Raw genomic sequence first — 22,477 nt, 5'->3', positions numbered from 1 at the left:
AATGAACTTCAACATACCAGTCACCACGTTACTCACTCAGTTACACTACAAGCCCCACCCTTTCAGCTCCTATGCCGGATTTCCTGACCTTTGCCTAAAGACCCAGGCACCGAGGCATGTTATTCCACACGATTTTGACCAAAATACGAAATACTAATCTGAAAACACACTGTTTACGTTTTTGCCACGCAGGCCGATCCGCTGCGCCAAATCCGAACATCGCCTTAGTTTGACCATATTCTCTCAACATTATTGTTTCCATAAAGGAAACCAACGGCACGCAGCAGCAGAGAACGATCATGAACCTTCAAACACCGGTGACCGCCGAACAACAGGACGGGGCGCAGTTCGACAGAATCCGCAAACCACGGCATCAGGACATGCTGGTTTTCGCCGCCCGGAAAAGCGGGCGGTCCGTTATGCAGATCCAGCGGGATTTCTCGCGCCTGTCGCGGCAGGACGGACGGATCAACATGGTGGAATACCTCCTCCACGGGCTCTACGAGGAGGACAGGTATTCCGATGCCCAACGGGCCGAATTCATCGGCAACGACATCCACTGGCCGATCACGCATACCTGCAATAATCCCGGCTGGCAGCAGGCGGCAGAGGACAAGGCGCTTGCAGCGACCCTGCTGCGTGCTGGGGATGTGCCTGTTCCCGATTGCCTTGCGGTCATCGACCGTTCACCGCGCATCTATCCCGGCATGCAAAAGATCACATCAGCCGAGGATCTGCGTGATTTTTGCCTGCAGAACGTACAAGGCGGTCTCTTTGGCAAGATCCTTGGCGGGATGGTCGGTTTCGGTGTCTTCCGGATCGAAAATGCAGACGACACGCATCTGTTCTGCTCCAACCACGAGCCGATGACCTACGCCGATTTCCTGCAAAACCTCGTGGCAGACAACAAGTATCTGATCCAGCGGCAGCTGCGCAACCACAGCAAGATCGCCGATTACGCGTCGGCCCTGGCCACCATACGGATGGTCAATCTGGTGACGCCGGACCGGGTCTTCACGCCGGTTGCCGCCATGGCGATGGCGCAAGGCAACAACATTGCCGATGCCTTCTGGCGGGACGAGAACATTGCCTGCGGCATCGATCTTGAAACCGGGAAAATCGAAACCGTTGCCAAGCGCAATGAGATGGTGATCGAATATCTGGCAGATCATCCCGAAAAACCCGGCCTCAAGGGGCTCGAACTGCCGCACTGGCAGGAACTGCGCGATATCAACGAACGCGCGGCGAAACTGTTCGCTCCGATACGCTATCAGTCCGCCGATATCGCGATCACCGAAACCGGCCCGGTCATTGTCGAGATCAACTATGGCTGCGGCTTCGGCTTGCCGCAACAGGCCAGCGGCCAGGGAATGCTGACCCCGGAGGTCAAGGCTTTTTTCCAGGAATGCGGGTATGATTTCACCAGCAAGGGCGGCAAGAAGCGTTCGTTCTTTCGCCGGCGCTGAGGCACCTGCTGCAGGACTTCGGGCCTGACGTGATGGCCGGCGGGGCGCGCGGCATCGCCGCCCTTCGCCGAAATTTCACAATTTCTCCCAACCCGCGCCGGAATGCCAGGGCACGCTTTCCCGGTTACCGAGTGTTTCCGAGGTTGCCGAATGTTCGCCCGTATCGCCCGCCAGTACCGCCGATTCCTCCTTGGCAGCGCCCTTCTGACGCTGATTGTCGCTCTTGGCCTGCTTCTTGGCCTCGCCGACTGGCCGGCCGACATGAGCAACCCGTTGCTGGTCACGCTTTCATGGCTCATTCTTCTCGTGCTCGTGGTCGGCATCCCCGTCGCCCTCTTCGCCCTGTTGCTGCCCGGCCTCCTGCCGCTGATCGAGATCTGGGGCATCGCGCTCCTGCTTCTCGGCCTGCTCGATCCGGCGATCCGCTTCGTCATCGCGCAGGCGGCCCTGCCCGGCTGGAGCTGGTGCATCGCGCTTTTCGCGGTCTTCATCTGCGTCGAACGCGCCCTCTACGGCCCCTGGCTGCTCGATTTCCGCCGCCGTGACATGCCAGAACGGACCGCGACACTGGTGATACCCGGCACCCCCGACGCAATCTGGCGCGCCCTAGCCCCCGATCCCGAGCATCCGCAGAATTTCTACTGGCCCGGCGCCAGCTTCCTGGCCCCGCCACGCGGCAGCCATGCCGATGTCGTGCTCAACCTGCCGCGCCAGGGCGGCTACAAGGACGCGCTACTGAAGATTCATCTTGAACGCGCCGACCCGCCCGCCCGGCTGCGCTACCGGGCCGAACCGATGCCCGGCTCAGCCGATCCCGCCCACCATGTGGCAATCGACATCGCGCCGATTGACGGGGGCAAATGCCGCGTCATCTACACGCTGCAATATCTCGACGTTCCGCTGGGTCGCCGGCTGTTCTACTATCTCAACCACGATTTCCGCGACACGCTGGCTAGCCTGCGGGCGCGGCTCAGCGGCCGCCCCGACCGTTCGATCCAGGGTCTGCAGATGCTGAAGAGCAGCCCCTGACGGGACGGCGGGCGGGGCGATCCGCGCAGCGGGAGCGGCGCATCGTCGTCCCCTCAAAGCGGCTCGATATCGCCCCCGGCGCGCAGGGCGTGGAAATCCGCCTCCCACACGGCAAAATTCCCGTCGGCAATCGCCTTGCGCATCCCCGACATCAGGTCTTGATAATAATGCAGGTTATGCCAGGTCAGCAGCATGCCGCTGATCATCTCCTGGGCCCGGAATACATGGTGCAGATAGGCGCGGGAATAGTTCCGGCAGGCGGGGCAGCCACATGCCTCGTCCAGGGGGCGCGGATCATCCGCGTGGCGCGCATTCTTGATATTGACCACGCCGCGGCGGGTAAAAACCTGCCCGGTCCGGCCCGAGCGTGAGGGCAGCACGCAGTCCATCATGTCGACGCCACGCTTGACCGCGCCCACGATGTCATCGGGCTTGCCCACCCCCATCAGATAGCGCGGCCTGTCCGCGGGCAGGAACCCCGGCGCGTAATCCAGAACGCCGAACATCGCCGCCTGCCCCTCGCCCACGGCCAGCCCGCCGATGGCATAGCCGTCAAAGCCGATCTCGCGCAGGGCAGCGGCACTTTCCGCGCGCAGATCGCGCGTCACCCCGCCCTGCATGATGCCGAAAAGCGCGTGCCCCGGCCGGTCTCCGAACGCCTCCTTGGATCGCGCCGCCCACCGCATGCTCAGCCGCATGCTCTCTGCCACCGCCTCATCCGTCGCCGGCAGGGCCGGGCATTCATCGAAACACATCACGATGTCGCTGCCCAAAAGCCGCTGGATCTCCATCGACCGTTCCGGCGTCAGCTCGTGTTTCGAGCCGTCGACATGGGATTTGAACGTCACCCCCTTCTCGGTCAGCTTGCGCAGCCCCGCCAGGCTCATCACCTGAAATCCGCCGCTATCGGTCAGGATCGGCCTCTGCCAGTTCATGAACTGGTGCAGCCCGCCCAGCCGGTCCACCCGTTCGGCCCCCGGCCGCAGCATCAGGTGATAGGTATTGCCCAGCAGGATATCCGCCCCGGTCGCGCGCACGCTTTCCGGCATCATCGCCTTGACCGTTGCCGCGGTGCCGACCGGCATGAAGGCGGGCGTTCGAATCTCGCCGCGCGGGGTCGAAATCACGCCTGTCCGGGCTTCGCCGTCTGTTGCCTTTAGCTCAAACTCGAATTTTTCGCTCATTCAGAAGGGCCTTATTCCTTTTGTCCCTCCATAATCCCAGTTACCATATCTTGTAAAACAGATGGTCAAACCCCATATGTATACAACAGTATACTATATATGGAATTACATAGAGGGACCTGAATGACCGAAGACCAAATCCTGAACCTGCTGTCGTCGAATGTGCTTTATCTGCTGCTGGCCGTGCTGGTGGTGATCGTGATCCTCAAGGGGGTCAAGATCGTGCCCCAGTCCGAGCAATTCGTGATCGAACGCTTCGGCCGCCTGCACGCGGTGCTGAAACCGGGCATCAACATGATCGTGCCGTTTCTCGACAAGGCGGCGCACCGCATCTCGATCCTCGAACGGCAATTGCCGACCGCGACGCAGGACGCGATCACCAAGGACAACGTGCTGGTTCAGGTCGATACCTCGGTCTTCTACCGGATCATTCAGCCGGAAAAGACGGTCTACCGGATCCGCGACGTGGACGCCGCCATCGCCACCACCGTGGCCGGGATCGTGCGTGCCGAAATCGGCAAGATGGACCTGGACGAGGTGCAATCAAACCGTTCCCAGCTGATTGCCACCATCAAGACCTCTGTCGAGGATGCGGTCGATAACTGGGGGATCGAAGTGACCCGCGCCGAAATCCTGGACGTGAACCTGGATCAGGCCACCCGCGACGCGATGCTGCAACAGCTCAACGCCGAGCGCGCCCGCCGCGCCCAGGTGACCGAGGCCGAGGGCCAGAAACGCGCGGTCGAACTGAATGCCGATGCCGAGCTTTACGCCGCCGAACAGACCGCCAAGGCCCGCCGCGTGCAGGCCGATGCCGAGGCCTATGCCACCAGCGTCGTCGCCGCCGCCATCGCCGAAAACGGGCTGGAGGCCGCGCAATACCAGGTGGCGCTGAAACAGGTCGAGGCGCTCAACGCGCTTGGCAACAGCCCGTCGTCGAGCACCGTTCTGGTCCCGGCCAATGCGCTCGAGGCCTTTGGCAACGCCTTCGCGATGCTGAAAGGAAAAGCGTGATGTTGTGGTCGCTCTGGTGGGTCTGGCTGGCGGGGGCGCTGGCGCTTGGCATCCTCGAGGTTCTGGCGCCGGGCTTCATCTTCCTCGGCTTCGCAATCGGCGCCGCGCTGGTCGGCCTGCTGTTGCTGACCCCGATCAGCCCCGGCCTGCCCGCCCTGCTGGCGATTTTCGCCATCCTGTCGCTGGCCGCCTGGGCGGTCCTGCGGGCGGTATTCCGCCGTGAGGGCGGCGATGCCCGCCGGATCCACCACGACATAAACGACTGAACCTGCGGCGTCAGGGCTTCGTGTCCCGGGGTCGATCCCGGGGCCGAATTTGATTTTTACACGCATTGCGGGCAAGCTTGACGGGATTATTCTCCCAAGGTCTTTTCCGCGATGAGCGAGCTTCCGACCGAGATTGACCGTATTGACGCGCTGACCAGCAATGCCCGCAAGACGTGGTTCGCGCTTCTGGGTGTGCTTGTCTTTGTCGGCATCACGCTCATGGGGGTCGAACATATCGATTTCTACGGCGTCAACCGTGCCACCAAGCTGCCGCTGGTGAATGTCGAGGTGCCGACATTCTATTTCTTTGTCGCGGCCCCGATACTGACCGCGGCCATCTATGGCTATTTTCACCTCTACCTGATCCGCCTGTGGGATGCGTTGGGCGATGCCCCGCCGCGCGTCAAGGACACCCCCCTTGGCGATCTGATCGCGCCCTGGCTGGTTTCGGACGCGGCGCTGCATTTCCGCAGCCGCGCGCGCAAGGACGGGTGCGCCACGCCGCGCACGCTGGAGGGCGGGGCGATGCTTCTGAATTTCCTGCTGGCCTGGCTCTTTGGCCTCATCATCCTCTACTTCCTCTGGCGGCTTTCCATGCCCGCACGGACCTTCTGGATGACGGCCATCGCCTGCCTGTCCTTTATCGTATCGGTCATCGTGGGCGTTTCCAGCATCGCGATGATGATCCGGCGCATGAAGGAACCGTTCGACGGCGCCACGCCCAGGCTCTGGCGATCGCCGGTCCGCCTTCTCGGCGTGTTCGCCGGCACCGCCGCGCTGCTCGTCGAAAGCTACTTGCGTACCGAGGGCCCGCCCCGGCGCCTCGCGTCGCTTGACATGATCGACGAACATATCGTCGCGCGCCCCGGCGACTGGCTCGATTACGATTTCGCCCGGGCCGAATTCCGGTCGGCCTGGTGCCGCCGCGAGGGGCTGAAATGCGACGAGTTCGAACGCCACAAAGACCGGTTCATGACCGAATGGCTATCGCGCCGCCACGCCAAGCTGGCCTCGCTGCAATTTCCCACCTGGCACAAGATCGGCCGTGAAAAGCCCGACCTGCGCAAGGCCAAGCTCTATTCGACCTTCATGGCCGGCGTCAGCCTGTGGGAGGCGCGCCTGGACGGTGCGGTGCTCGAACACGCCCAGATGGAAGAGGTCAATCTGAGTTTTGCCAAGATGACCGAAACCCTGCTGACCAACACCTATCTGGAACGCGCGACGCTGAACTATTCCTACCTGACCGGCCCAAGACTGCATTTCGCCAACATGGTCGATGCCAATCTCAGCGGGGCGATCAACAACGGCGGCGCGATGCGGGCGCTGGACATGACCGGCGCGCGGTTCAGCCCGATGACCGATTTCCGCAATGTGTTCATGGATGGCTCGGTCGTCGTGCCCAAGGAATTCGCCGACCAGATGGGAACACCATGCCAGTGGATCAAGCAGACCCTCGCCGATCCCGAATTCTTCAGCCTCTGGCGCTGGTGGGTCCGGCAACACCCGGTCTATGCCGACGACTTCAATGACGAGATGTGGCGCGATCTGATCGCGCCGCACGGGTGGGAGGATGTGGCCCTTCCGACCGATGAACAGCTTACCGCCTACGGCGTCAAAAGCTGCACGTGGAAAACCGGGGCGATAACGGCGCCCAAGGCAGCCGAAGACACGCCGACCGGGGAATAGCCACGCCTCTTGAACCTTGGCCGGTCAACCGCGATGATGCGCAAAAAACCAGGGCCGCCCCCGACAGCAGAGAGGACATTTCATGACCCAACGCGATGCCCAGCCAGCACTGCAATTCGGCTGGGAGGAATGGATCGGATTGCCCGATCTGGGGGTTCCCGCCCTGCGCGCCAAGGTCGATACCGGTGCCCGGACCAGCGCCCTGCACGCCTTCGACATCGAAACATTCGGGCCCCATGCCAAACCCAAGGTCCGTTTTACCGTGCATCCCATTCCGGGGCGCGATGACCTGGTGATTCCCTGTTCCGCCGAAATCGTCGACCGGCGCGAGGTGACATCGTCGAACGGCGACAAGGAACTGCGTTACGTGATCTCTTCGACGCTGGAGGTCAGCGGCCAGAAATGGCCGATCGAGATCACCCTGACCAACCGCGCCAACATGACCAGCCGGATGCTGCTGGGGCGTACCGCGCTCAAGGACAACATTTCGATCAATGCCACCGACCGGTTCTGCCAGCCCGAGCTCAGTTATGATTTCTATCATACGGCCAAGATGCGCCACAGCGCACCCAAACGCGCCCTGCGCATAGCCGTGCTCAGCCGCGAAGACAATTATTCGACCCGCCGCCTGGTGGAAGAGGGTGAAAATCGCGGTCACGCGGTCGAGGTCATCAACACCACCCGCTGTTACATGGCGATCAACTCGCTGGCGCCCGAGGTGCATTACGACGGCAAGCGCCTGCCCCGTTTCGACGCGGTGATCCCGCGCATCGGCGCCTCGATCACCCCCTATGGCGCGGCGATCATCCGCCAGTTCGAAACCATCGGCACCTATTGCGTAAACGGCTCGGCCGGGATCACCGCCAGCCGCGACAAGCTTTATGCCCATCAGCTGATGGCGCGCGCAAAGATCGGGATGCCCAATACCGCCTTTGCCGCCTCGCCACGGGACACGCATAACATTATTCACCTTGCCGGCACGGCGCCGCTGATCGTGAAATTGCTGGAATCGACTCAGGGCAAGGGTGTCGTGTTGGCCGAAACCAAGAAGGCCGCGGAATCGGTCATTGATGCCTTCCGCGGGCTCAAGGCCAATTTCCTGGTGCAGGATTTCGTCAAGGAGGCGGCGGGCGAGGACATCCGCTGCCTGGTGATCGGCGGCAAGGTCGTGGCGTCGATGAAACGCACCGGGGCCGAGGGCGATTTCCGCTCGAACCTGCATCGCGGCGGCTCGGCCAAATCTGTCAAGATCTCCAAGGTTGAACGCGAAACCGCGATCCGTGCGGCGAAGGTGTTTGACCTCAACAAGGCGGGCGTCGACCTGTTACGCTCGGAAAGTGGCCCCAAAGTGCTCGAGGTCAATTCCTCTCCCGGCTTCGAAGGGATCGAAACCTCGACCGGCAAGAATATCGTCGGCAGTCTTTACGAGATGATCGAAGCCCGCGTCCGCCCCACCCCCATCCGCCGCCGCAAGAGCGCAGCCAAGGCGTGATATTCTGAAAGACGGCCAGAATTGCAGTTGCCCGCGTGGCGGCCGATTGACGGCGAATGAATAATGGCATTGAACGGCCGCTTCGAGCCCGGAGCGTGCCTTGCGAGTTCTGCCCCGCGCGGAACCAAGCCCGAAGGGCGCCGCGCGATCGCCAGACCGCCCGCAAGGGCTGGCGATTTCAAGACGCCTGCGCCATGCAACAAGGTTTTCCTGATTGGGCTGCCATAAACTGCACATCACCGATGGCGGGTCGCCACCCCGCGGTCTGGCAACCGCACGGCTTGAACGACGGATCATGAACGGCCGTTTCGTCCGCAAAGCGTCTCACCAACCGTCCCCTCCAAAACATAAGCGCCCCTGCCATCGGTCCGCACGCGGCCATAACGCCGCCGGTTTCCCGCCCCGCAATACGGCGCAAAACCATACGTAAGCCATACCCAAGCCAGATATGAAATTCCGTGATATCTCAGGGCATTAACCCTGGTTCTCCGTGATTGGGCGGAAAACCGGCATTCTCGGGCACCCGAGCGTCGCGATGGCCGGGACCGGAGGCCTGGGAAGTGGACTTTGCAGAAACGTCCGGAAAGCGCCCAAGCCGGGAAACTCCACAAGGTAACTCCCGCTGGAAAAGCGTACCCCGGAGACGCCTGAGCTATCTCCACCACCCCGCAAACCGTCAAAGACCTCCGGGCTCTGGACGCAGCCGCAGATAATTCCTATATGTTTGGTCAGGATATTCTGCAGGACCAAGAGATGACCCACAGCCCCGAACCCCTCGAAGGTGCCCCGCTGATCGCGCCTTCCAGCACCGAACACGCGCTCTACGATCAGGTGGTCGAGGCGTGCCGCTCGGTCTATGACCCCGAAATTCCCGTCAATATCTACGATCTTGGTCTGATCTACACCATCGAGATAGATGATGAGAATGCTGTCCGGATCATCATGAGCCTGACCGCGCCGGGCTGCCCCGTCGCCGGTGAGATGCCCGGCTGGGTCGCCGAAGCCATTGAACCACTGCCCGGTGTGAAACAGGTCGATGTCCAACTCACCTGGGAACCACCCTGGGGAATGGACATGATGAGCGACGAAGCGCGACTTGAACTTGGCTTCATGTAGCGAATTCATTGGGTTGAGAGGTGAAGTTGATGTTTGGCATCCCCGGAAAACAGGCCGTCACGATGACCAGCGCCGCAGCGGCGCAGATCGCCAGGCTCATGGCCAAGGACGGCCATGAAGGGCTGCGTATCGGCGTCAAGAAAGGCGGCTGCGCGGGCATGGAATACACGATGGAATATGTCACCCAGGTCGACCCCCATGACGAGGTGGTCGAGCAGGATGGCGCTCGGGTGATGATTGCCCCGATGGCACAGATGTTCCTGTTCGGAACCGAGATCGACTATAAGGTGTCATTGCTGGAATCCGGGTTTCACTTCATCAACCCTAACGTGACCGAGGCCTGCGGTTGCGGTGAATCCATCAAGTTCGAAGGCATGTAAGTTCTGCTTGCAAGGTACTGAAACCAGGAAAGAAACCCACGTGAGCAGACGCAAACTTGCCGCCGGAAACTGGAAAATGAACGGCACCGGCGCGGCCCTCGCCGAGCTGGAGACGCTGATCGCAGGCCATGCCGACCCGGATGTCGAGATCCTGATCTGCCCCCCCGCCACGCTTCTTTACAGAGCCGCGCAACTGGCGGCGAACGCCCCGCTGCAGATCGGCGCTCAGGACTGCCACCCCGAGGATGCGGGTGCCCATACCGGCGACATCTCCGCCGCGATGCTTGCCGATGCAGGGGCCACGCATGTGATCCTCGGCCATTCGGAGCGCCGTGAGAACCACGATGAATCCAGCGAACTGACCCGCGCCAAGGCAAAAACCGCCATTTCAACGGGCCTGACCGCGATCATCTGCCTTGGCGAAAGCCTGACCCAACGCGAGGCCGCGAACACGCTGGACATCATCGCCGGCCAGCTTTCCATCTCGGTGCCCGATGCCAGCACGGCCGAAAACACCGTTATCGCCTACGAGCCGATCTGGGCCATCGGCACCGGTCTGACACCATCGGTCGCGCAGATCGACGAAGTGCATGATTTCATCCGCACCCGTCTTGTGGCGCGTTTCGGCCCACAGATCGGCAACGGCATCCGCCTGCTCTATGGCGGTTCGGTCAAACCCGGCAATGCCGCCGAAATCTTCGCGACGGATAATGTCGACGGTGCCCTGGTCGGCGGCGCCAGCCTCAAGGCCGCGGATTTCTCGCCCATCATCGCGGCGCTTGAAGCCAGCGCCTGAGCTTCACTGTTCCCGAAATACTCCCCTGCACCACATCAGGAAAAGGCGACGCACCGGACGTGATGCGTCGCCTTTCCAATTTTCAAACAAAGCGCGCGGAAGCGCTCAATTGGATCACCGCTAATTGGTGATGATCTCCGGCCCCATGAAGGTGTTCGGCAGGATCGTCGACAGCCACGGAATGTAGGTCACCATGATCAGGAAGACGAACAGCACCGCCAGGAACGGCAGCGCCGCGCGAACCACCGCCATCATCGGCATGCCGGCCACGCCCGACGTCACGAACAGGTTCAGACCCACAGGCGGGGTGATCATCCCGATTTCCATGTTGACGACCATGATGATGCCAAGGTGAATCGGGTCGATCCCCAGCTCGATGGCAATCGGAAACACCAGCGGCGCCACGATCACCAGCAGGCCCGACGGTTCCATGAACTGCCCGCCGATCAGCAGGATGACGTTGACCACGATCAGGAACATGACCGGCCCGAAACCCGCGCTCAGCATCGCGTTGGCGATGGTCTGCGGCACCTGCTCATCGGTCAGCACGTGCTTCAGGATCAAGGCGTTGGCGATCACGAACAGAAGCGTGACCGTCAGCTTGCCCGCCTCAAGCAGCGTGTGCTTGGTGTCACCGTGGAACATCGCTGTCAGCAGGGCGTGGGGTTTGCGGAAGAGGCTGATCTTGCCGCCCTGCCCGTCATCGGCCAGCGGCCCCATATCCTTGTAGACGAAGCAGGCGATCAGGAAGGCATAGACCGCCGCCACCGCCGCCGCCTCGGTCGGCGTGAAGATCCCGCCATAGATGCCGCCCAGGATGATGACGATCAGGAACAGGCCCCAGGCCGCATCCCGGCCGGATGTGAAGATTTCGCCCCAGCCCAGCCAGTCGCCTTTGGGCAGGTTCTTGACCTTGGCCATCACGTAGATCGTGACCATCAGCATGAAGCCCGCCAGAAGCCCCGGAATGACGCCCGCCAGGAACATCCGGCCCACCGACACTTCGACCGCGGCGGCATAGACCACCATCACGATCGAGGGCGGAATGAGGATGCCAAGCGTGCCCGCGTTACAGATCACGCCGGCGGCGAATTCCTTGGTGTAGCCCACCTGCCGCATCCCCGAGATCACGATCGTGCCGATGGCAACCACCGTCGCCGGGGACGATCCCGACAGCGCCGCAAAGAGCATACAGGCAAAGACGCCCGCAATTGCCAGCCCGCCGGGCAGATGGCCGACGCAGGCGATGGAGAACCGGATGATCCGCTGCGCCACGCCGCCCGTGGTCATGAAACTGGAGGCCAGGATGAAGAACGGAATGGCCAGCAGGGTGAAATGCCCCTCGAACGCCTCGAACAGCGTGCCGGCAACCGAGGCCAGCGAGCTTTCGGAATAGATCAGCAGGAACAGGGTTGACGACAGACCCAGCGAAACCGCGATCGGCACACCGATCAGCAAAAGGCCGATCACCATGCCAAAGAGAATGACAACTTCCATCAGACATCCCCCTCGTTCTTGGCACGTGCCGCTTCCAGTTCATCCTCGACCTCGTGGCTGGCCACCAGCCGGTCGATATCACCGCGCCAGATCTGCATCGCCGCCTGGGCGAAACGAAGCACCAGCAGCAGCATCGACACCGGCAGCACGATATAGGGGATGACCTTGGGCAGTTTCTCGTAGCTTTCGCCGTAATTGATCAGGTCCTCGAGAAAGCCGAAGAGGCCGATCATCGGCACATCCTGCACCTCGTAGAAGCTCTGGCTGCGGGCGGTGGTATCGAAACCCGTCGGGAACCAGCGGCCCGAGGTGGGCGGCAGATCGGCGAACACGGCCCAGTAGTCATACGCGCCCTTCAGCAGCAGCAACGAGAACAACAGACAGCAGGCGACCGAGATCAATCCCATGATCCGCGCCGTGGCTGGCGATACCATGTTGATGATCGCATCCACCCCCAGGTGTGCGTGTTTCTTGACCGCGTAGGACGCCCCCAGAAGAACGAGCCAGCCGAACATGAAAACGGTAAGCTCGAGCGCCCAGAGAATATTGGAATTGAACATGAACCGGGCAATCACATTGGCGAAGGTGATGACGGTCATCAGGCCGATCAGAACGGCAATCGCCGTCTCTTCGATCCTGTCGGTGAATGACTGGTTGGTCTGCATGCTCCCCTCCCGCAGATCGGCTTTGAAAAAGGGCGGACCGTCGGGTGATGGTCCGCCCTTAAAACCTGGCGCTGTCAGCGCCGGTCTGTCTTACATGCTGGCGTTGATCGCCTGGGCCGCGTCGATGTTTTCCTGGCCGACATCGTCCTTGAACTGCTCCCACACGGGTTTCATCGCTTCGACCCACATGGCGCGCTGTTCCGGCGTCAGCTGGCGCACTTCGCCGCCGGCATCAACAATGGCCTGCTTGGCCTCTTCGTTCACCTTGGTCGATTCCTTGTTCCGGGTTTCCGTCACCTCGCTGAGGATGGTCAGGAACTGCTCGCGCACATCCGCGTCGAGGCTGTTCAGCCAGTCCACGTTGGTCACGACCAGATAGTCGATGATACCGTGGTTGGTTTCGGTGATCCCGTCCTGAACCTCGAAGAACTTCTTGCCGAAGATGTTGGACCAGGTGTTCTCCTGTCCGTCCACGGTACCCTGCTGCAGGCCGCCATAGACTTCGGAAAAGGCCATCTTCTGCGGGTTGCCGCCGATCGCCTCCATCTGCGCCACCAGCACGTCCGAGGACTGGACCCGGAACTTCAGCCCGTTGGCGTCGGAAGGTTCCAGCAACGGCTTGTTGGCCGACATCTGCTTCATCCCGTTATGCCAGTAGGCCAACCCCTGAAGGCCACGGCGTTGCATGCTGTCCAGCAGCGCCTGACCGTTATCCGATGCCTGGAAAGCCTCGACCGCTTTGATGTCGTTGAACATGAAGGGCAGGTCGAAAATGCGGAACTGCTTGGTGAACTTCTCGAATTTCGACAGGCTGGGCGCGGCCAGCTGCACGTCGCCCTGAAGCATCGCCTCAAGCACCTTGTTGTCGTTGTAGAGGGTCGAGTTCGGATAGACCTCGAGGCACATCTTGCCGTTCATCTCATCGTTGATGCGCTGTTCCAGCAGCGAGGCGGCAATCCCCTTGGGGTGCTTGTCGGTATTGGTCACATGGCTAAATTTGACGACAACTTCACCATCGTCACAGGCTGCGCTTGCGACATTCGCGGTCACTGTCAGAGCCAACGCCGTTGCGGCGGCAGTCACGAATTTCATCTGTAGTCTCCTCCCATTATTGAGACATTACAATATTCCCCACTCACGAGGACGTGCCCGGCTATGTTTCCGCAGTCATCCCCCTGAGACAAGCAAGAGTTCCCGACCTTGGACATAAACTGGGTTTATTGTTTGTATTCAACGTTCTAGCGCGTCGCTTTTGGTTTTCAAGCGGTGCGGAAAGGCAAAACTGTGCGAAAAACCGCACATGATGCGCGGCTCTCGTGCGAAAAACCGCACGGTCGCCTAACCCCACAGGGCTGCATCAAATCCCGGGCCCGGGCCTGATCTGAATGGGCTCAGAGCCGCCGTCAGCGCCGGTAATCTTCCGCCTTGATCGCATGGCGTGCCAGTTTGTCGTAGAACGTCTTGCGCGGCAGGCGCAGCGCCTCGGCGGTATCGGTGGCGTTACCTGCGTGACGCTGCAGTGCCGCGATCAGCAATGAGCGCTCGACCCGCGCCATCTGATCCGCCAAGCCCAGATCCGCAGGATCCGCGGCCTCGTCCGACATGCCAAGGACAAAGCGCATCGCCGCGCTCATCAACGACCGCGCATTCCCGGGCCAGTCCCGCGCCATCAGCGCCGCCTGATGGTCGGGCGTGATCTCAGGCGCCGGCAACCCCGCCTGTTCCGCCGCCTGCGCCACGTAGTGCCGGAAGAGGATCGGTATATCCTCGGGGCGTTCCGACAGCGCGGGAATGCGCACCGTCATCACCTCCAGCCGGTAATAGAGGTCCGCATTGAACCGCCCGGCCCCGACCTGCGCCGGGATGTCGGCGGTCGATCCCGCGATGATCCGGGGGCCGTCGCCATGTTCGATACGCTCAAGCAGTTCGAACTGGCAATCGGCAGGCAAGGCCAGCACCTCGTCCAGAAAAAGGCTGCCGCCCTGCGCATTGTCGCAGGCGGCGCGAAACTCGGCCGGACTCAGGGCGCTTGCCGGCTTCTTGACGAAGGGCCCGGTGGCGCTGTCGGACAACAGATGCAGCACCTCGGCCACTTTTGAGACGCCCGCCCCCGGCGGGCCGGTGACCAGAATCTCGGTCAGGCTGCGGGCAGCGACACGCACCTTCTGGCGCAACTCATGCGCCAGTTCCGAGCTGCCGAACAGCATCCGCGCCGCCGGGTCGCCAGTTTCCAGCTGCTTCTTCAGCCGGCGGTTTTCCAGAACCAGACGCCGGGCGCCCAATGCCCGGTGCAGAACCGGCACAAGCGCGGCGGGCGCACAGGGTTTTTCCAGAAAGTCAAACGCGCCCTGCGACATGGCGGCAACTGCCATCGGCACATCGCCCTCGCCGGTAAGCAGGATCACCGGCAGGTCGGGATCGACCTCCTGCGCGTACCCCAGCAGGTGAAACCCGTCGCGCCCGGGCATCCGGATATCCGACAGCACCACCCCGTCGAAGACCGCTGAAATATGATCCTTGGCCTCGATGAACGACCCAACCGACAACGCGGAAAAATCATGCAGGTCAAGGGTTTGTGTCAGGGCTTCGCGCACTTCCCTGTCATCATCCACCACCAGAACCCTGTGCGTCATGCCGCCTGCTCCTCGTGCCAGTGCTCCAGCTCGACCGTGAAAATCGCGCCGCCATCCGCGCAATTCCGGCCCTGTATCGCGCCGCCGAAGCTTTGCACCAGACCGTAGGAGATTGACAAGCCCAGTCCCATCCCCTCTTCGCCCGTCACTTCCTTGGTGGAATAAAACGGCTCGAAGATCTTTTCGGGATCGGCAATGCCGGGGCCGGTGTCGCGGATGGTCGCGCTCAACCGCGGGCCGGGGTTGATGCGGATGCTGATCCGTTTCTCGCCCGCCGTCGACATGGCATCAGCGGCGTTGTTGATCAGGTTGACAAAGACCTGCGCCAGCCGCACCTCGCCGCCCCAGGCAAAAACCGGACCGTCGTAATCCTCTGCCCGCCAGTCCAGCGCCACGGCATCCCGGCGCAGGCGCGCCTCGGTCAGCTCGACCGCGCTGGTGATGACCTTGACCAGATCGACCTTGCCCATCGGTTCGCTTTCATTGCGGGCGAAGGCGCGCAGGTTCCTGATGATCCGCGCCGCACGCGCTGCCAGCTGCGTGATGCGCGACAGGTTTTCGCCCGCCTGGTCGGATTTACCCCTGTGCAGAAAGGCCAGGCCATTGTCGGCGAATTGCTGGATCGCCATCAGCGGCTGGTTCAGTTCGTGGCTGATCCCCGCGCTCATCTGGCCCAGGGCGCTCAACTTGCCCGCCTGAACCAGCTCGGCCTGTGCCTTCTTCAGGGCGGCTTCGGCCTCCTGCCGCTCGGCGACCTCGTGGCGCAGCGCCCGGTTGGTGCCCGACAGCTCGGCCGTCCGCTCGGCCACGCGCGCCTCAAGCAGCGCGTTCGCCCGGGCCAGGGTCCGGCGCCGCTCGGTGGTCTGCAGCAGGACCGCCCCGAAAACCAGGCAGATCAGGGCAAAAACCGACGCCTGCAGCAAGGCCAGCCGGCGCGCCGTGTCGACCTCGAGAAGCGCATGACCGGTCATGTCGATCACCGGGACGGGCTGCATCAGATGCAGCGCCCGCGCCGGCAGATATGACCCCCAGTTCATCGACCAGATATCATGCCGGCCGACCCGGAATTTTCTGAAATCCCCTGCCGGTCCCCCGGCAGGCTGCAAACCGGTATCGCCCGACCCGGCCCGCCAGAACAGAAGCTCTGAGCGGTTGGACAGGAACACCTCGTCCTCCGGGGTCGCAAAGAACACCACCGGGCGCCCGCCGATCCAGTCCCATTCCAGCTCGGCCAGATCCACCAGAACGGTCAGGACGCCAATGACGTTCGCCGCGTTGTCGAATGACGGGGCGGCGACGATGTAGACCCGCTTGCGAACTTCGCCATAGGTCAGATGCGCCGCCCCCAGCGACCCGTTCAGGGCGCGCTGGAAATACGCGCTGTCATAAAGCGGCATCACGTCGTCACCGGTTTTCGCCAGCAGGTTGCCTTCGGGGTCCGAGTAATACATCGCAAAGGCACCGGTCTTGTCCGCAGCCTCTCGCATGACCCGCTCGGCGGCGGCCGCGCCGTCATCCTCCGAAAACCGGTTCAGAACCGGGTGCTCGGCCATGAAGACCGCAAGCTCTCGATAGCGGCGCAGCTGCCCGGCAAGGCGGTCGGCGGCCAGCGTGAGGTCCGCATTTCCCTGCTTCTCCAGCTGGTTCAGCGCCTGCTGATACCCGTATCGCCAGATCCCTGCGGCGCACAGCAGGACCACGCACAGGAACCCCGCGATGATCAGCAGTCTGGATCGGTATTCACCTGTCATTTCCACAATTTACCAATCAACCACGGGCATTGGCCAGAGGGGTGGCCATTTTGACGTCAGAGCGGCAGCATCGTCGTCGACTTGATCTCTTCCATCGACAAGAGCGCGGTGACGTTGTGGACCTTCACCTCTGAGATCAGCGCCTGGTAGAACACGTCATAGGCGCGCGCATTCGCCACCCGCACCTTGAGGATATAATCGATATCGCCGGCCAGTCGGTGAGCCTCCTGCACCTCGGGTCGGTCACGCAGCGCCTTCAGGAAGGCCTTTTGCCAGCCCGCGTCATGCTCGGACGTCCGGATCAGCACAAAGAAACAGGCTTCGAAGCCAAGCGCCTCGGGATCCAGCAAAAAGGTCTGCTGCTTAATGATCCCGGCCTCGCGCATCTTGCGAATCCGGTTCCAGACCGGGGTCTTGGAACTGCCGACAATCTTGGCGATATCGTCCAGTGACTGACCGCCATCCTGCTGCAGTTGCACGAGGATTTTTCGATCCAGTTCGTCCATGCGGACAGACATTCCATTTTCCTCCCAACGCTGGAACAAATCCGCCCGTCAGCGCGACAATCAGAACATATGTTCTTATTGATCGCAGTATGTGGCGCAATACCGGGAATATTTCCTATATAGGAGCAAGTCAATCGCTTCTGGAACCGTTCTGATGAATCCACATGGCACCACACATGGTTATGCAACCGCCGGATCCGCCCGCGGCCATGTTGCCTTTGTGGGTGCCGGGCCGGGTGACCCCGACCTGTTGACGGTGCGGGCGCTGCGGGCGATCGAAACGGCCGACGTCATCATTCATGACCGGCTGGTGACGCCCCAGATACTGGCTTTCGCCAAACCCGGGGCGCAGATGCTTGACGTAGGCAAACAGGGCTTCGGCCCCTCGACCGCCCAGAAGGAAATCACCGCATTGATCGTCGCGCACGGCCTGAACGGTTCTGACGTGGTGCGCCTCAAGGGCGGCGATGCAACAATCTTCGGGCGGCTCGACGAAGAAATCGAAGCGGTACAAGCCGCCGGGCTGGACTGGTCCGTGGTGCCGGGTATCACCGCCGCTTCGGCCAGCGTCGCGGCCATCGGCCAGAGCCTGACCAGACGCGGGCGCAACTCTTCGGTCCGGCTGCTGACGGGCCACGACACCAAAGGGTTTGCAGATCACGACTGGACCGCGCTGGCGCGCCCGGGCGAGGTTGCCGCGATCTACATGGGCAAGAAATCCGCCCGGTTCATCCAGGGCCGCCTGATCATGCACGGTGCTGACCGCGCCACGCCCGTCACCATCGTCGAGAACGCCAGCCGCCCGGATCAGCGCATCCTGGCCTCGACGCTGGAAACCCTGCCCACGGATCTTGCCGCCGCCGATATCGACGGCCCCGCACTGACCCTTTACGGCCTCGCCCCGCGCGCGGCCGCCCTGACCCTTGCCGAGACCTCTCAACAGGAGCTTGCCTGACATGCCCCGTGAATTCACGCCCAAAGTCGTGACCGCCAATGCCCTGATCGAAGGCGATGTCGTGTACCTGACATCCCAGGACACCTGGACGCGCCACCTGTCCGAGGCCGACGTGTTGACCGAAGAAGACTATGCGCAGCTGCGCCTGCTGCAGGCCGAGGGTCAGGCCGAGCTGGTTGTCGGCGCCTATCTGGCCGATGTCTCCGTTGGCGCGGAAGGCCCCGAACCCACCCATTTCCGCGAGGATTTCCGCCGTACCGGCCCCTCGAACTACTTCCACGGCAAGCAAGCGGAGCTAAGCTGATGTATTCCTACAACGAATTCGACACCGCCTTCGTGGCCGAGCGCAACAAGCAATTCCGCGCCCAGGTCGAGCGCCGCATCGACGGTTCGCTGACCGAGGACGAATTCAAGCCGCTGCGGCTGATGAACGGCCTCTACCTGCAACTGCACGCCTACATGCTGCGCGTGGCGATCCCCTATGGCACGCTGGACAGCGCCAAGATGCGCAAACTGGCCGATATCGCCGACCGGTGGGACAAGGGCTATGGCCATTTCACGACCCGCCAAAACATCCAGTATAACTGGCCCAAGCTGAACGACGTGCCGGACATGCTCGATGCCCTGGCCGAGGTCGAGATGCACGCCATCCAGACCAGCGGCAACACCATCCGCAACGTTACCGCCGATCATTTCGCCGGGGCCGCGGCGGATGAAATCGCCGATCCGCGCCCGGTGGCCGAACTGATCCGGCAATGGTCCACCGACCACCCGGAATTCCAGTTCCTGCCGCGCAAGTTCAAGGTCGCCGTCACCGGCAGCCCGAATGACCGCGCCGTGATCAAGGCCCATGACATCGGCATCCAGATCGTCGAACAGGCCGGCGAAACCGGTTACCGGGTCATCGTGGGCGGCGGCCTGGGCCGTACGCCGATGATCGGCAAGGTGCTGCGCGATTTCGTCAGCCAGCAAGACCTGCTGCCCTATCTCGAAGCCACGGTCAGCGTCTGGAACCAGATCGGCCGGCGCGACAACAAGTACAAGGCCCGGATCAAGATCACCGTGCACGAACACGGTATCGACGAGATCCGCGCACGCGTCGAAGAACGGTTTGCCACGATCCGCCCCAGCTTTGGTGGCGTCGATCTGGAGCTCTTCGACCGGATCAAGGACGCCTTTGCCGAGCCGGCCTATCGTGACGCGCCAGTGGCCGAGTACGAGACCGCCTACAAGCACGATCCGATCTTCCGGTCCTGGGCAGATACCAACCTGGCCGATCATCGCGCGCCGGGCTATGCCATCGTGCAGATCAGCCTCAAGACCCATGGCGCGACACCGGGCGATGCCAGCTCGGAACAGATGCGCGTGATGGCCGACCTGGCCGAAAAATTCGGCCATGACGAGCTGCGCATCAGCCATGAGCAGAACGTGATCCTGCCGCATGTGCACAAATCCGACCTGCCGGTGATCCACGCGATGCTCAAGAAACACGGGTTGGCCACCGCCAATATCGGCCTGATCAGCGATATCATCGCCTGCCCCGGCATGGATTACTGCGCGCTGGCCACGGCCCGCTCTATCCCGATCGCGCAGGAAATTGCCACGCGGTTCGACGAGCTGAAGCTGGAGCATGAGATCGGCGACCTGAAGATCAAGATCTCGGGCTGCATCAACGCCTGCGGACACCACCATGTCGGCCATATCGGCATTCTGGGGCTGGATCGCGCCGGGGTCGAGAATTACCAGATCACCCTGGGCGGCGACGCAACCGAAAACGCACGCGTGGGCGACCGCACCGGGCCGGGATTTTCCGCTGACGAGATCCTCGGGGCGATCGAACGGATCGTCTATGCCTATCTCGACCTGCGCAGCGACGCGTCCGAGACCTTCGCCCAGACCTATGCGCGGGTTGGCCTCGACCCGTTCAAGACGGCGCTTTACGAACAGGACAAGGCCTATGCCGCAGAATGATCTGACCACACGGGTCGCGGCGCTGAACGAACGGTATCGCCACCATTCGGCGACTTCGGTTCTGCATCACGCGCTCAAGGATCCCGACGCCGGCAAGCTGGCGCTGGTTTCGAGTTTCGGGGCCGAATCCGTCGTGCTACTGCACATGGTTTCGGTTCTCGATCGCAAGACACCCGTCATTTTCATCGACACCGAGATGCTGTTCACCGAAACGCTGGTCTATCAGCAGGAGGTGGCCGAGCGGCTGGGGCTGAGCGATCTGCGCATCCTTCATGCGTCGAAAAACAGCCTGTGGCTGCAGGATCCCGACAATGATCTGCACAAGCGCGATACCGACGCCTGCTGCACCCTGCGCAAGACCCTGCCCCTGCAGGCCGCGCTGCACAGTTTCGATGGCTGGATCACCGGGCGCAAACGCTATCAGGGCGCGACCCGCGCGGCGCTGGAATTCTTCGAGGTCGAAGAGGGCACGCACCGGATCAAGGTCAACCCGCTGGCCCATTGGACCCCGGATGACATCCGCACCTATATCGAAGAAAACAACCTGCCGCGCCATCCGCTTGTGGCCAAGGGCTACCCCTCGATCGGCTGTGCGCCCTGCACCTCGCCGGTCGCCCCCGGCGAAGACCCCCGCGCCGGACGCTGGCGCGATTCCGACAAGACCGAATGTGGCATCCATTTCGTGGGTGGCAAACTGATCCGAAAAGGAGTGAACGCATGAGCGTGATTGTAACCGACGAGGGGTTTGGCCCCGACACCTGGACCACCCCGATCAGCGCCTTCGACTATCTGCGTGACGGTCACGGCGTCGACCTGCCCGCCAGCGCCGATCCCAATGAATTGCTGGGCCGCCTGCCCGAGATCGAGATGATCCGGGTGGATTTCCCAAGCTTTTCCGATGGGCGCGGCTTCACCATTGCCCGCCAGCTGCGGCTGATGGGGTACAAGGGCCGCCTGCGTGCACGGGGTCATGTGATCGCCGATCAATATGCGATGGCGCGTCGCGCCGGCTTCGACGAGGTGGAAATCAGCGAAGAACTGGCCGCCCGGCAGCCCGAAGATCAGTGGCTGTTCCGCGCGGACTGGCAGAAACACGATTATCAGGCCCGTCTGCGCGGCTGATTGCCCCTTCCCCTGACCTGGATCAAAGACTAATGAAAGGTGCCGGTTCAAAAGACCGGCAAAATGCAATGAACGAGATTACCGCCGTGACCGAAGCCAAGGCTGTCAAACTGCCCACCCTGCCCGATTCCCAGACGGTGACCGAGGTCAAGCACTGGACCGACCGGCTGTTTTCCTTCCGGGTGACGCGGCCTGCGTCCCTGCGGTTCCGCTCGGGCGAATTCGTGATGATCGGCCTGATGGGTGACGCTGACCCCAAGACCGGCAAGCAAAAGCCGCTCTTGCGGGCCTATTCCATCGCCTCGCCCTCCTGGGATGACGAGCTGGAATTCTATTCGATCAAGGTGCAGGACGGCCCGCTGACCTCGCGGCTGCAGCATATCCAGCCCGGCGACGAGATCATCCTGCGCCCCAAGCCCGTGGGCACGCTGGTGCATGACGCGCTCCTGCCCGGCAAACGGATCTGGTTCTTTGCCACCGGCACCGGTTTTGCGCCCTTTGCGTCGCTGCTGCGCGATCCGCAGACCTACGAGGATTATGACGAGGTCATCATCACCCATACCTGCCGCGAAGCGGGCGAACTGACCTACGGCGCCGAACTGATCGACAGCATCCGGGGTGACGAGATGCTGCAGGAGCTGATCGGCGAAGAGAACCTGAAGAAGCTGCGCTATTACCCGACCACCACCCGCGAGGAGAGCCCCAAGATGGGCCGGATCACCGATCTGATGCGTTCGGGCGAGGTGTTCGACGATCTGGGCGTTGCGCCGCTCAGCCCGGAGACCGACCGCGCGATGGTCTGCGGCAACCTGGCCTTCAACCTGGAACTGAAAGAAATGCTCGAGGGGTATGGCCTGCGCGAGGGCGCCAATTCCGACCCCAAGGAATATGTCGTGGAAAAGGCCTTCCTCGACTGAGTCAGGCAATTCAGACGAAAAAACCCGCACC

The 22,477-nt window shown here is 62.1% G+C and carries 21 protein-coding genes and 1 pseudogene; 15 read left to right on the top strand and 7 right to left on the bottom strand.

What is annotated here, in order from left to right; genetic code table 11:
* Nucleotides 1-299 precede the first annotated feature (299 nt).
* A complete protein-coding gene (locus tag AAFO92_RS05045; RefSeq protein ID WP_347533566.1) occupies nt 300-1,466 on the top strand; it encodes a sugar-transfer associated ATP-grasp domain-containing protein in 1,167 nt (388 codons plus the stop codon).
* A 150-nt stretch (nt 1,467-1,616) separates the two neighbouring features.
* The gene (locus AAFO92_RS05040) at nt 1,617-2,495 is read left to right on the top strand and encodes an SRPBCC family protein (protein WP_347533565.1); all 879 of its coding nucleotides are present in this window, start codon (nt 1,617-1,619) and stop codon (nt 2,493-2,495) included.
* A gap of 53 nt (nt 2,496-2,548) precedes the next feature.
* Here AAFO92_RS05040 and tgt read toward each other — a convergent pair whose 3' ends face one another.
* Nucleotides 2,549-3,679, bottom strand: coding sequence for a tRNA guanosine(34) transglycosylase Tgt (gene tgt / locus AAFO92_RS05035; protein WP_347533564.1), 1,131 nt, complete (start codon nt 3,677-3,679; stop codon nt 2,549-2,551).
* Nucleotides 3,680-3,802: 123 nt separating this feature from the next.
* Here tgt and AAFO92_RS05030 point away from each other — a divergent pair, with 123 nt between their 5' ends.
* The 7 genes from AAFO92_RS05030 to tpiA all read left to right on the top strand — a co-directional run bounded on the left by AAFO92_RS05030 (nt 3,803) and on the right by tpiA (nt 10,429).
* Nucleotides 3,803-4,693, top strand: coding sequence for an SPFH domain-containing protein (locus AAFO92_RS05030; RefSeq protein ID WP_347533563.1), 891 nt, complete (start codon nt 3,803-3,805; stop codon nt 4,691-4,693).
* Nucleotides 4,693-4,959, top strand: coding sequence for a hypothetical protein (locus AAFO92_RS05025; RefSeq protein ID WP_347533562.1), 267 nt, complete (start codon nt 4,693-4,695; stop codon nt 4,957-4,959). The genes AAFO92_RS05030 and AAFO92_RS05025 overlap by 1 nt, the downstream gene beginning before the upstream one ends.
* A 111-nt stretch (nt 4,960-5,070) precedes the next feature.
* The gene (locus AAFO92_RS05020) at nt 5,071-6,645 is read left to right on the top strand and encodes a pentapeptide repeat-containing protein (protein WP_347533561.1); all 1,575 of its coding nucleotides are present in this window, start codon (nt 5,071-5,073) and stop codon (nt 6,643-6,645) included.
* Nucleotides 6,646-6,727: 82 nt separating this feature from the next.
* Nucleotides 6,728-8,137, top strand: coding sequence for a 30S ribosomal protein S6--L-glutamate ligase (gene rimK / locus AAFO92_RS05015; protein ID WP_347533560.1), 1,410 nt, complete (start codon nt 6,728-6,730; stop codon nt 8,135-8,137).
* A 753-nt stretch (nt 8,138-8,890) separates the two neighbouring features.
* Nucleotides 8,891-9,253 (top strand): SUF system Fe-S cluster assembly protein, encoded by a 363-nt coding sequence (locus tag AAFO92_RS05010; protein WP_347533559.1) that lies wholly within the window; start codon nt 8,891-8,893, stop codon nt 9,251-9,253.
* Nucleotides 9,254-9,282: 29 nt separating this feature from the next.
* Nucleotides 9,283-9,633 (top strand): iron-sulfur cluster assembly accessory protein, encoded by a 351-nt coding sequence (locus AAFO92_RS05005; RefSeq protein ID WP_347533558.1) that lies wholly within the window; start codon nt 9,283-9,285, stop codon nt 9,631-9,633.
* A gap of 40 nt (nt 9,634-9,673) precedes the next feature.
* Nucleotides 9,674-10,429, top strand: a complete 756-nt coding sequence (gene tpiA / locus AAFO92_RS05000) for a triose-phosphate isomerase (protein ID WP_347533557.1) — start codon at nt 9,674-9,676, stop codon at nt 10,427-10,429.
* 120 nt (nt 10,430-10,549) lie between these two features.
* On the opposite strand, the gene AAFO92_RS04995 is transcribed toward tpiA, so the two are convergent.
* The 6 genes from AAFO92_RS04995 to AAFO92_RS04970 form a co-directional block, all read right to left on the bottom strand.
* Entirely contained in the window at nt 10,550-11,926 is a 1,377-nt protein-coding gene (locus AAFO92_RS04995) for a TRAP transporter large permease (RefSeq protein ID WP_347533556.1), read from the bottom strand.
* Complete coding sequence (locus AAFO92_RS04990; protein WP_347533555.1) at nt 11,926-12,591, bottom strand: TRAP transporter small permease; 666 nt, start codon at nt 12,589-12,591, stop codon at nt 11,926-11,928. The genes AAFO92_RS04995 and AAFO92_RS04990 overlap by 1 nt, the downstream gene beginning before the upstream one ends.
* Before the next feature lie 90 nt (nt 12,592-12,681).
* On the bottom strand, nt 12,682-13,683 hold the full coding sequence (locus AAFO92_RS04985; RefSeq protein ID WP_347533554.1) for a DctP family TRAP transporter solute-binding subunit: 1,002 nt from the start codon (nt 13,681-13,683) through the stop codon (nt 12,682-12,684).
* 311 nt (nt 13,684-13,994) lie between these two features.
* Complete coding sequence (locus tag AAFO92_RS04980) at nt 13,995-15,224, bottom strand: sigma-54 dependent transcriptional regulator (RefSeq protein WP_347533553.1); 1,230 nt, start codon at nt 15,222-15,224, stop codon at nt 13,995-13,997.
* Nucleotides 15,221-16,975 carry an ATP-binding protein gene (locus AAFO92_RS04975; RefSeq protein ID WP_347533552.1) on the bottom strand — a complete coding sequence of 585 codons (1,755 nt, stop codon included), beginning with the start codon at nt 16,973-16,975 and terminating at the stop codon, nt 15,221-15,223. Before AAFO92_RS04975 ends, AAFO92_RS04980 begins: the two co-directional genes overlap by 4 nt.
* Nucleotides 16,976-17,031: 56 nt before the next feature.
* Nucleotides 17,032-17,493 (bottom strand): Lrp/AsnC family transcriptional regulator, encoded by a 462-nt coding sequence (locus AAFO92_RS04970; RefSeq protein ID WP_347533551.1) that lies wholly within the window; start codon nt 17,491-17,493, stop codon nt 17,032-17,034.
* Nucleotides 17,494-17,686: 193 nt separating this feature from the next.
* Between AAFO92_RS04970 and cobA the strand changes: the two are divergent.
* The 6 genes and pseudogenes from cobA to AAFO92_RS04940 all read left to right on the top strand — a co-directional run.
* A pseudogene (gene cobA / locus AAFO92_RS04965) lies at nt 17,687-18,436 on the top strand (uroporphyrinogen-III C-methyltransferase); the annotation flags it as partial.
* Nucleotide 18,437: 1 nt separating this feature from the next.
* Nucleotides 18,438-18,740 (top strand): DUF2849 domain-containing protein, encoded by a 303-nt coding sequence (locus AAFO92_RS04960; RefSeq protein WP_347533550.1) that lies wholly within the window; start codon nt 18,438-18,440, stop codon nt 18,738-18,740.
* On the top strand, nt 18,740-20,407 hold the full coding sequence (locus tag AAFO92_RS04955) for a nitrite/sulfite reductase (protein ID WP_347533549.1): 1,668 nt from the start codon (nt 18,740-18,742) through the stop codon (nt 20,405-20,407). The genes AAFO92_RS04960 and AAFO92_RS04955 overlap by 1 nt, the downstream gene beginning before the upstream one ends.
* Nucleotides 20,394-21,128, top strand: coding sequence for a phosphoadenylyl-sulfate reductase (locus tag AAFO92_RS04950; protein ID WP_347533548.1), 735 nt, complete (start codon nt 20,394-20,396; stop codon nt 21,126-21,128). The genes AAFO92_RS04955 and AAFO92_RS04950 overlap by 14 nt, the downstream gene beginning before the upstream one ends.
* Complete coding sequence (locus AAFO92_RS04945) at nt 21,125-21,529, top strand: DUF934 domain-containing protein (RefSeq protein WP_347533547.1); 405 nt, start codon at nt 21,125-21,127, stop codon at nt 21,527-21,529. The genes AAFO92_RS04950 and AAFO92_RS04945 overlap by 4 nt, the downstream gene beginning before the upstream one ends.
* Nucleotides 21,530-21,597: 68 nt before the next feature.
* Complete coding sequence (locus AAFO92_RS04940; protein ID WP_347533546.1) at nt 21,598-22,446, top strand: ferredoxin--NADP reductase; 849 nt, start codon at nt 21,598-21,600, stop codon at nt 22,444-22,446.
* The last annotated feature ends 31 nt before the right edge of the window (nt 22,447-22,477 follow it).

The sequence above is a fragment of the Roseovarius sp. CAU 1744 genome, assembly GCF_039839345.1.
GTDB lineage: Bacteria > Pseudomonadota > Alphaproteobacteria > Rhodobacterales > Rhodobacteraceae > Roseovarius.
The sequence above is the reverse complement of the archived record's forward strand: the minus strand, read 5'-3'. Positions and strand labels throughout refer to the sequence as shown.

What these genes read in the sequence shown, in the direction of transcription:
- AAFO92_RS05045 (WP_347533566.1), top strand. Translation starts at nt 300, where the DNA reads ATGAACCTTCAAACACCGGTGACCGCCGAACAACAGGACGGGGCGCAG.
- AAFO92_RS05040 (WP_347533565.1), top strand. Translation starts at nt 1,617, where the DNA reads ATGTTCGCCCGTATCGCCCGCCAGTACCGCCGATTCCTCCTTGGCAGC.
- tgt (WP_347533564.1), bottom strand. Translation starts at nt 3,679, where the DNA reads ATGAGCGAAAAATTCGAGTTTGAGCTAAAGGCAACAGACGGCGAAGCC.
- AAFO92_RS05030 (WP_347533563.1), top strand. Translation starts at nt 3,803, where the DNA reads ATGACCGAAGACCAAATCCTGAACCTGCTGTCGTCGAATGTGCTTTAT.
- AAFO92_RS05025 (WP_347533562.1), top strand. Translation starts at nt 4,693, where the DNA reads ATGTTGTGGTCGCTCTGGTGGGTCTGGCTGGCGGGGGCGCTGGCGCTT.
- AAFO92_RS05020 (WP_347533561.1), top strand. Translation starts at nt 5,071, where the DNA reads ATGAGCGAGCTTCCGACCGAGATTGACCGTATTGACGCGCTGACCAGC.
- rimK (WP_347533560.1), top strand. Translation starts at nt 6,728, where the DNA reads ATGACCCAACGCGATGCCCAGCCAGCACTGCAATTCGGCTGGGAGGAA.
- AAFO92_RS05010 (WP_347533559.1), top strand. Translation starts at nt 8,891, where the DNA reads ATGACCCACAGCCCCGAACCCCTCGAAGGTGCCCCGCTGATCGCGCCT.
- AAFO92_RS05005 (WP_347533558.1), top strand. Translation starts at nt 9,283, where the DNA reads ATGTTTGGCATCCCCGGAAAACAGGCCGTCACGATGACCAGCGCCGCA.
- AAFO92_RS04995 (WP_347533556.1), bottom strand. Translation starts at nt 11,926, where the DNA reads ATGGAAGTTGTCATTCTCTTTGGCATGGTGATCGGCCTTTTGCTGATC.
- AAFO92_RS04990 (WP_347533555.1), bottom strand. Translation starts at nt 12,591, where the DNA reads ATGCAGACCAACCAGTCATTCACCGACAGGATCGAAGAGACGGCGATT.
- AAFO92_RS04985 (WP_347533554.1), bottom strand. Translation starts at nt 13,683, where the DNA reads ATGAAATTCGTGACTGCCGCCGCAACGGCGTTGGCTCTGACAGTGACC.
- AAFO92_RS04980 (WP_347533553.1), bottom strand. Translation starts at nt 15,224, where the DNA reads ATGACGCACAGGGTTCTGGTGGTGGATGATGACAGGGAAGTGCGCGAA.
- AAFO92_RS04975 (WP_347533552.1), bottom strand. Translation starts at nt 16,975, where the DNA reads ATGACAGGTGAATACCGATCCAGACTGCTGATCATCGCGGGGTTCCTG.
- AAFO92_RS04970 (WP_347533551.1), bottom strand. Translation starts at nt 17,493, where the DNA reads ATGTCTGTCCGCATGGACGAACTGGATCGAAAAATCCTCGTGCAACTG.
- AAFO92_RS04960 (WP_347533550.1), top strand. Translation starts at nt 18,438, where the DNA reads ATGCCCCGTGAATTCACGCCCAAAGTCGTGACCGCCAATGCCCTGATC.
- AAFO92_RS04955 (WP_347533549.1), top strand. Translation starts at nt 18,740, where the DNA reads ATGTATTCCTACAACGAATTCGACACCGCCTTCGTGGCCGAGCGCAAC.
- AAFO92_RS04950 (WP_347533548.1), top strand. Translation starts at nt 20,394, where the DNA reads ATGCCGCAGAATGATCTGACCACACGGGTCGCGGCGCTGAACGAACGG.
- AAFO92_RS04945 (WP_347533547.1), top strand. Translation starts at nt 21,125, where the DNA reads ATGAGCGTGATTGTAACCGACGAGGGGTTTGGCCCCGACACCTGGACC.
- AAFO92_RS04940 (WP_347533546.1), top strand. Translation starts at nt 21,598, where the DNA reads ATGAACGAGATTACCGCCGTGACCGAAGCCAAGGCTGTCAAACTGCCC.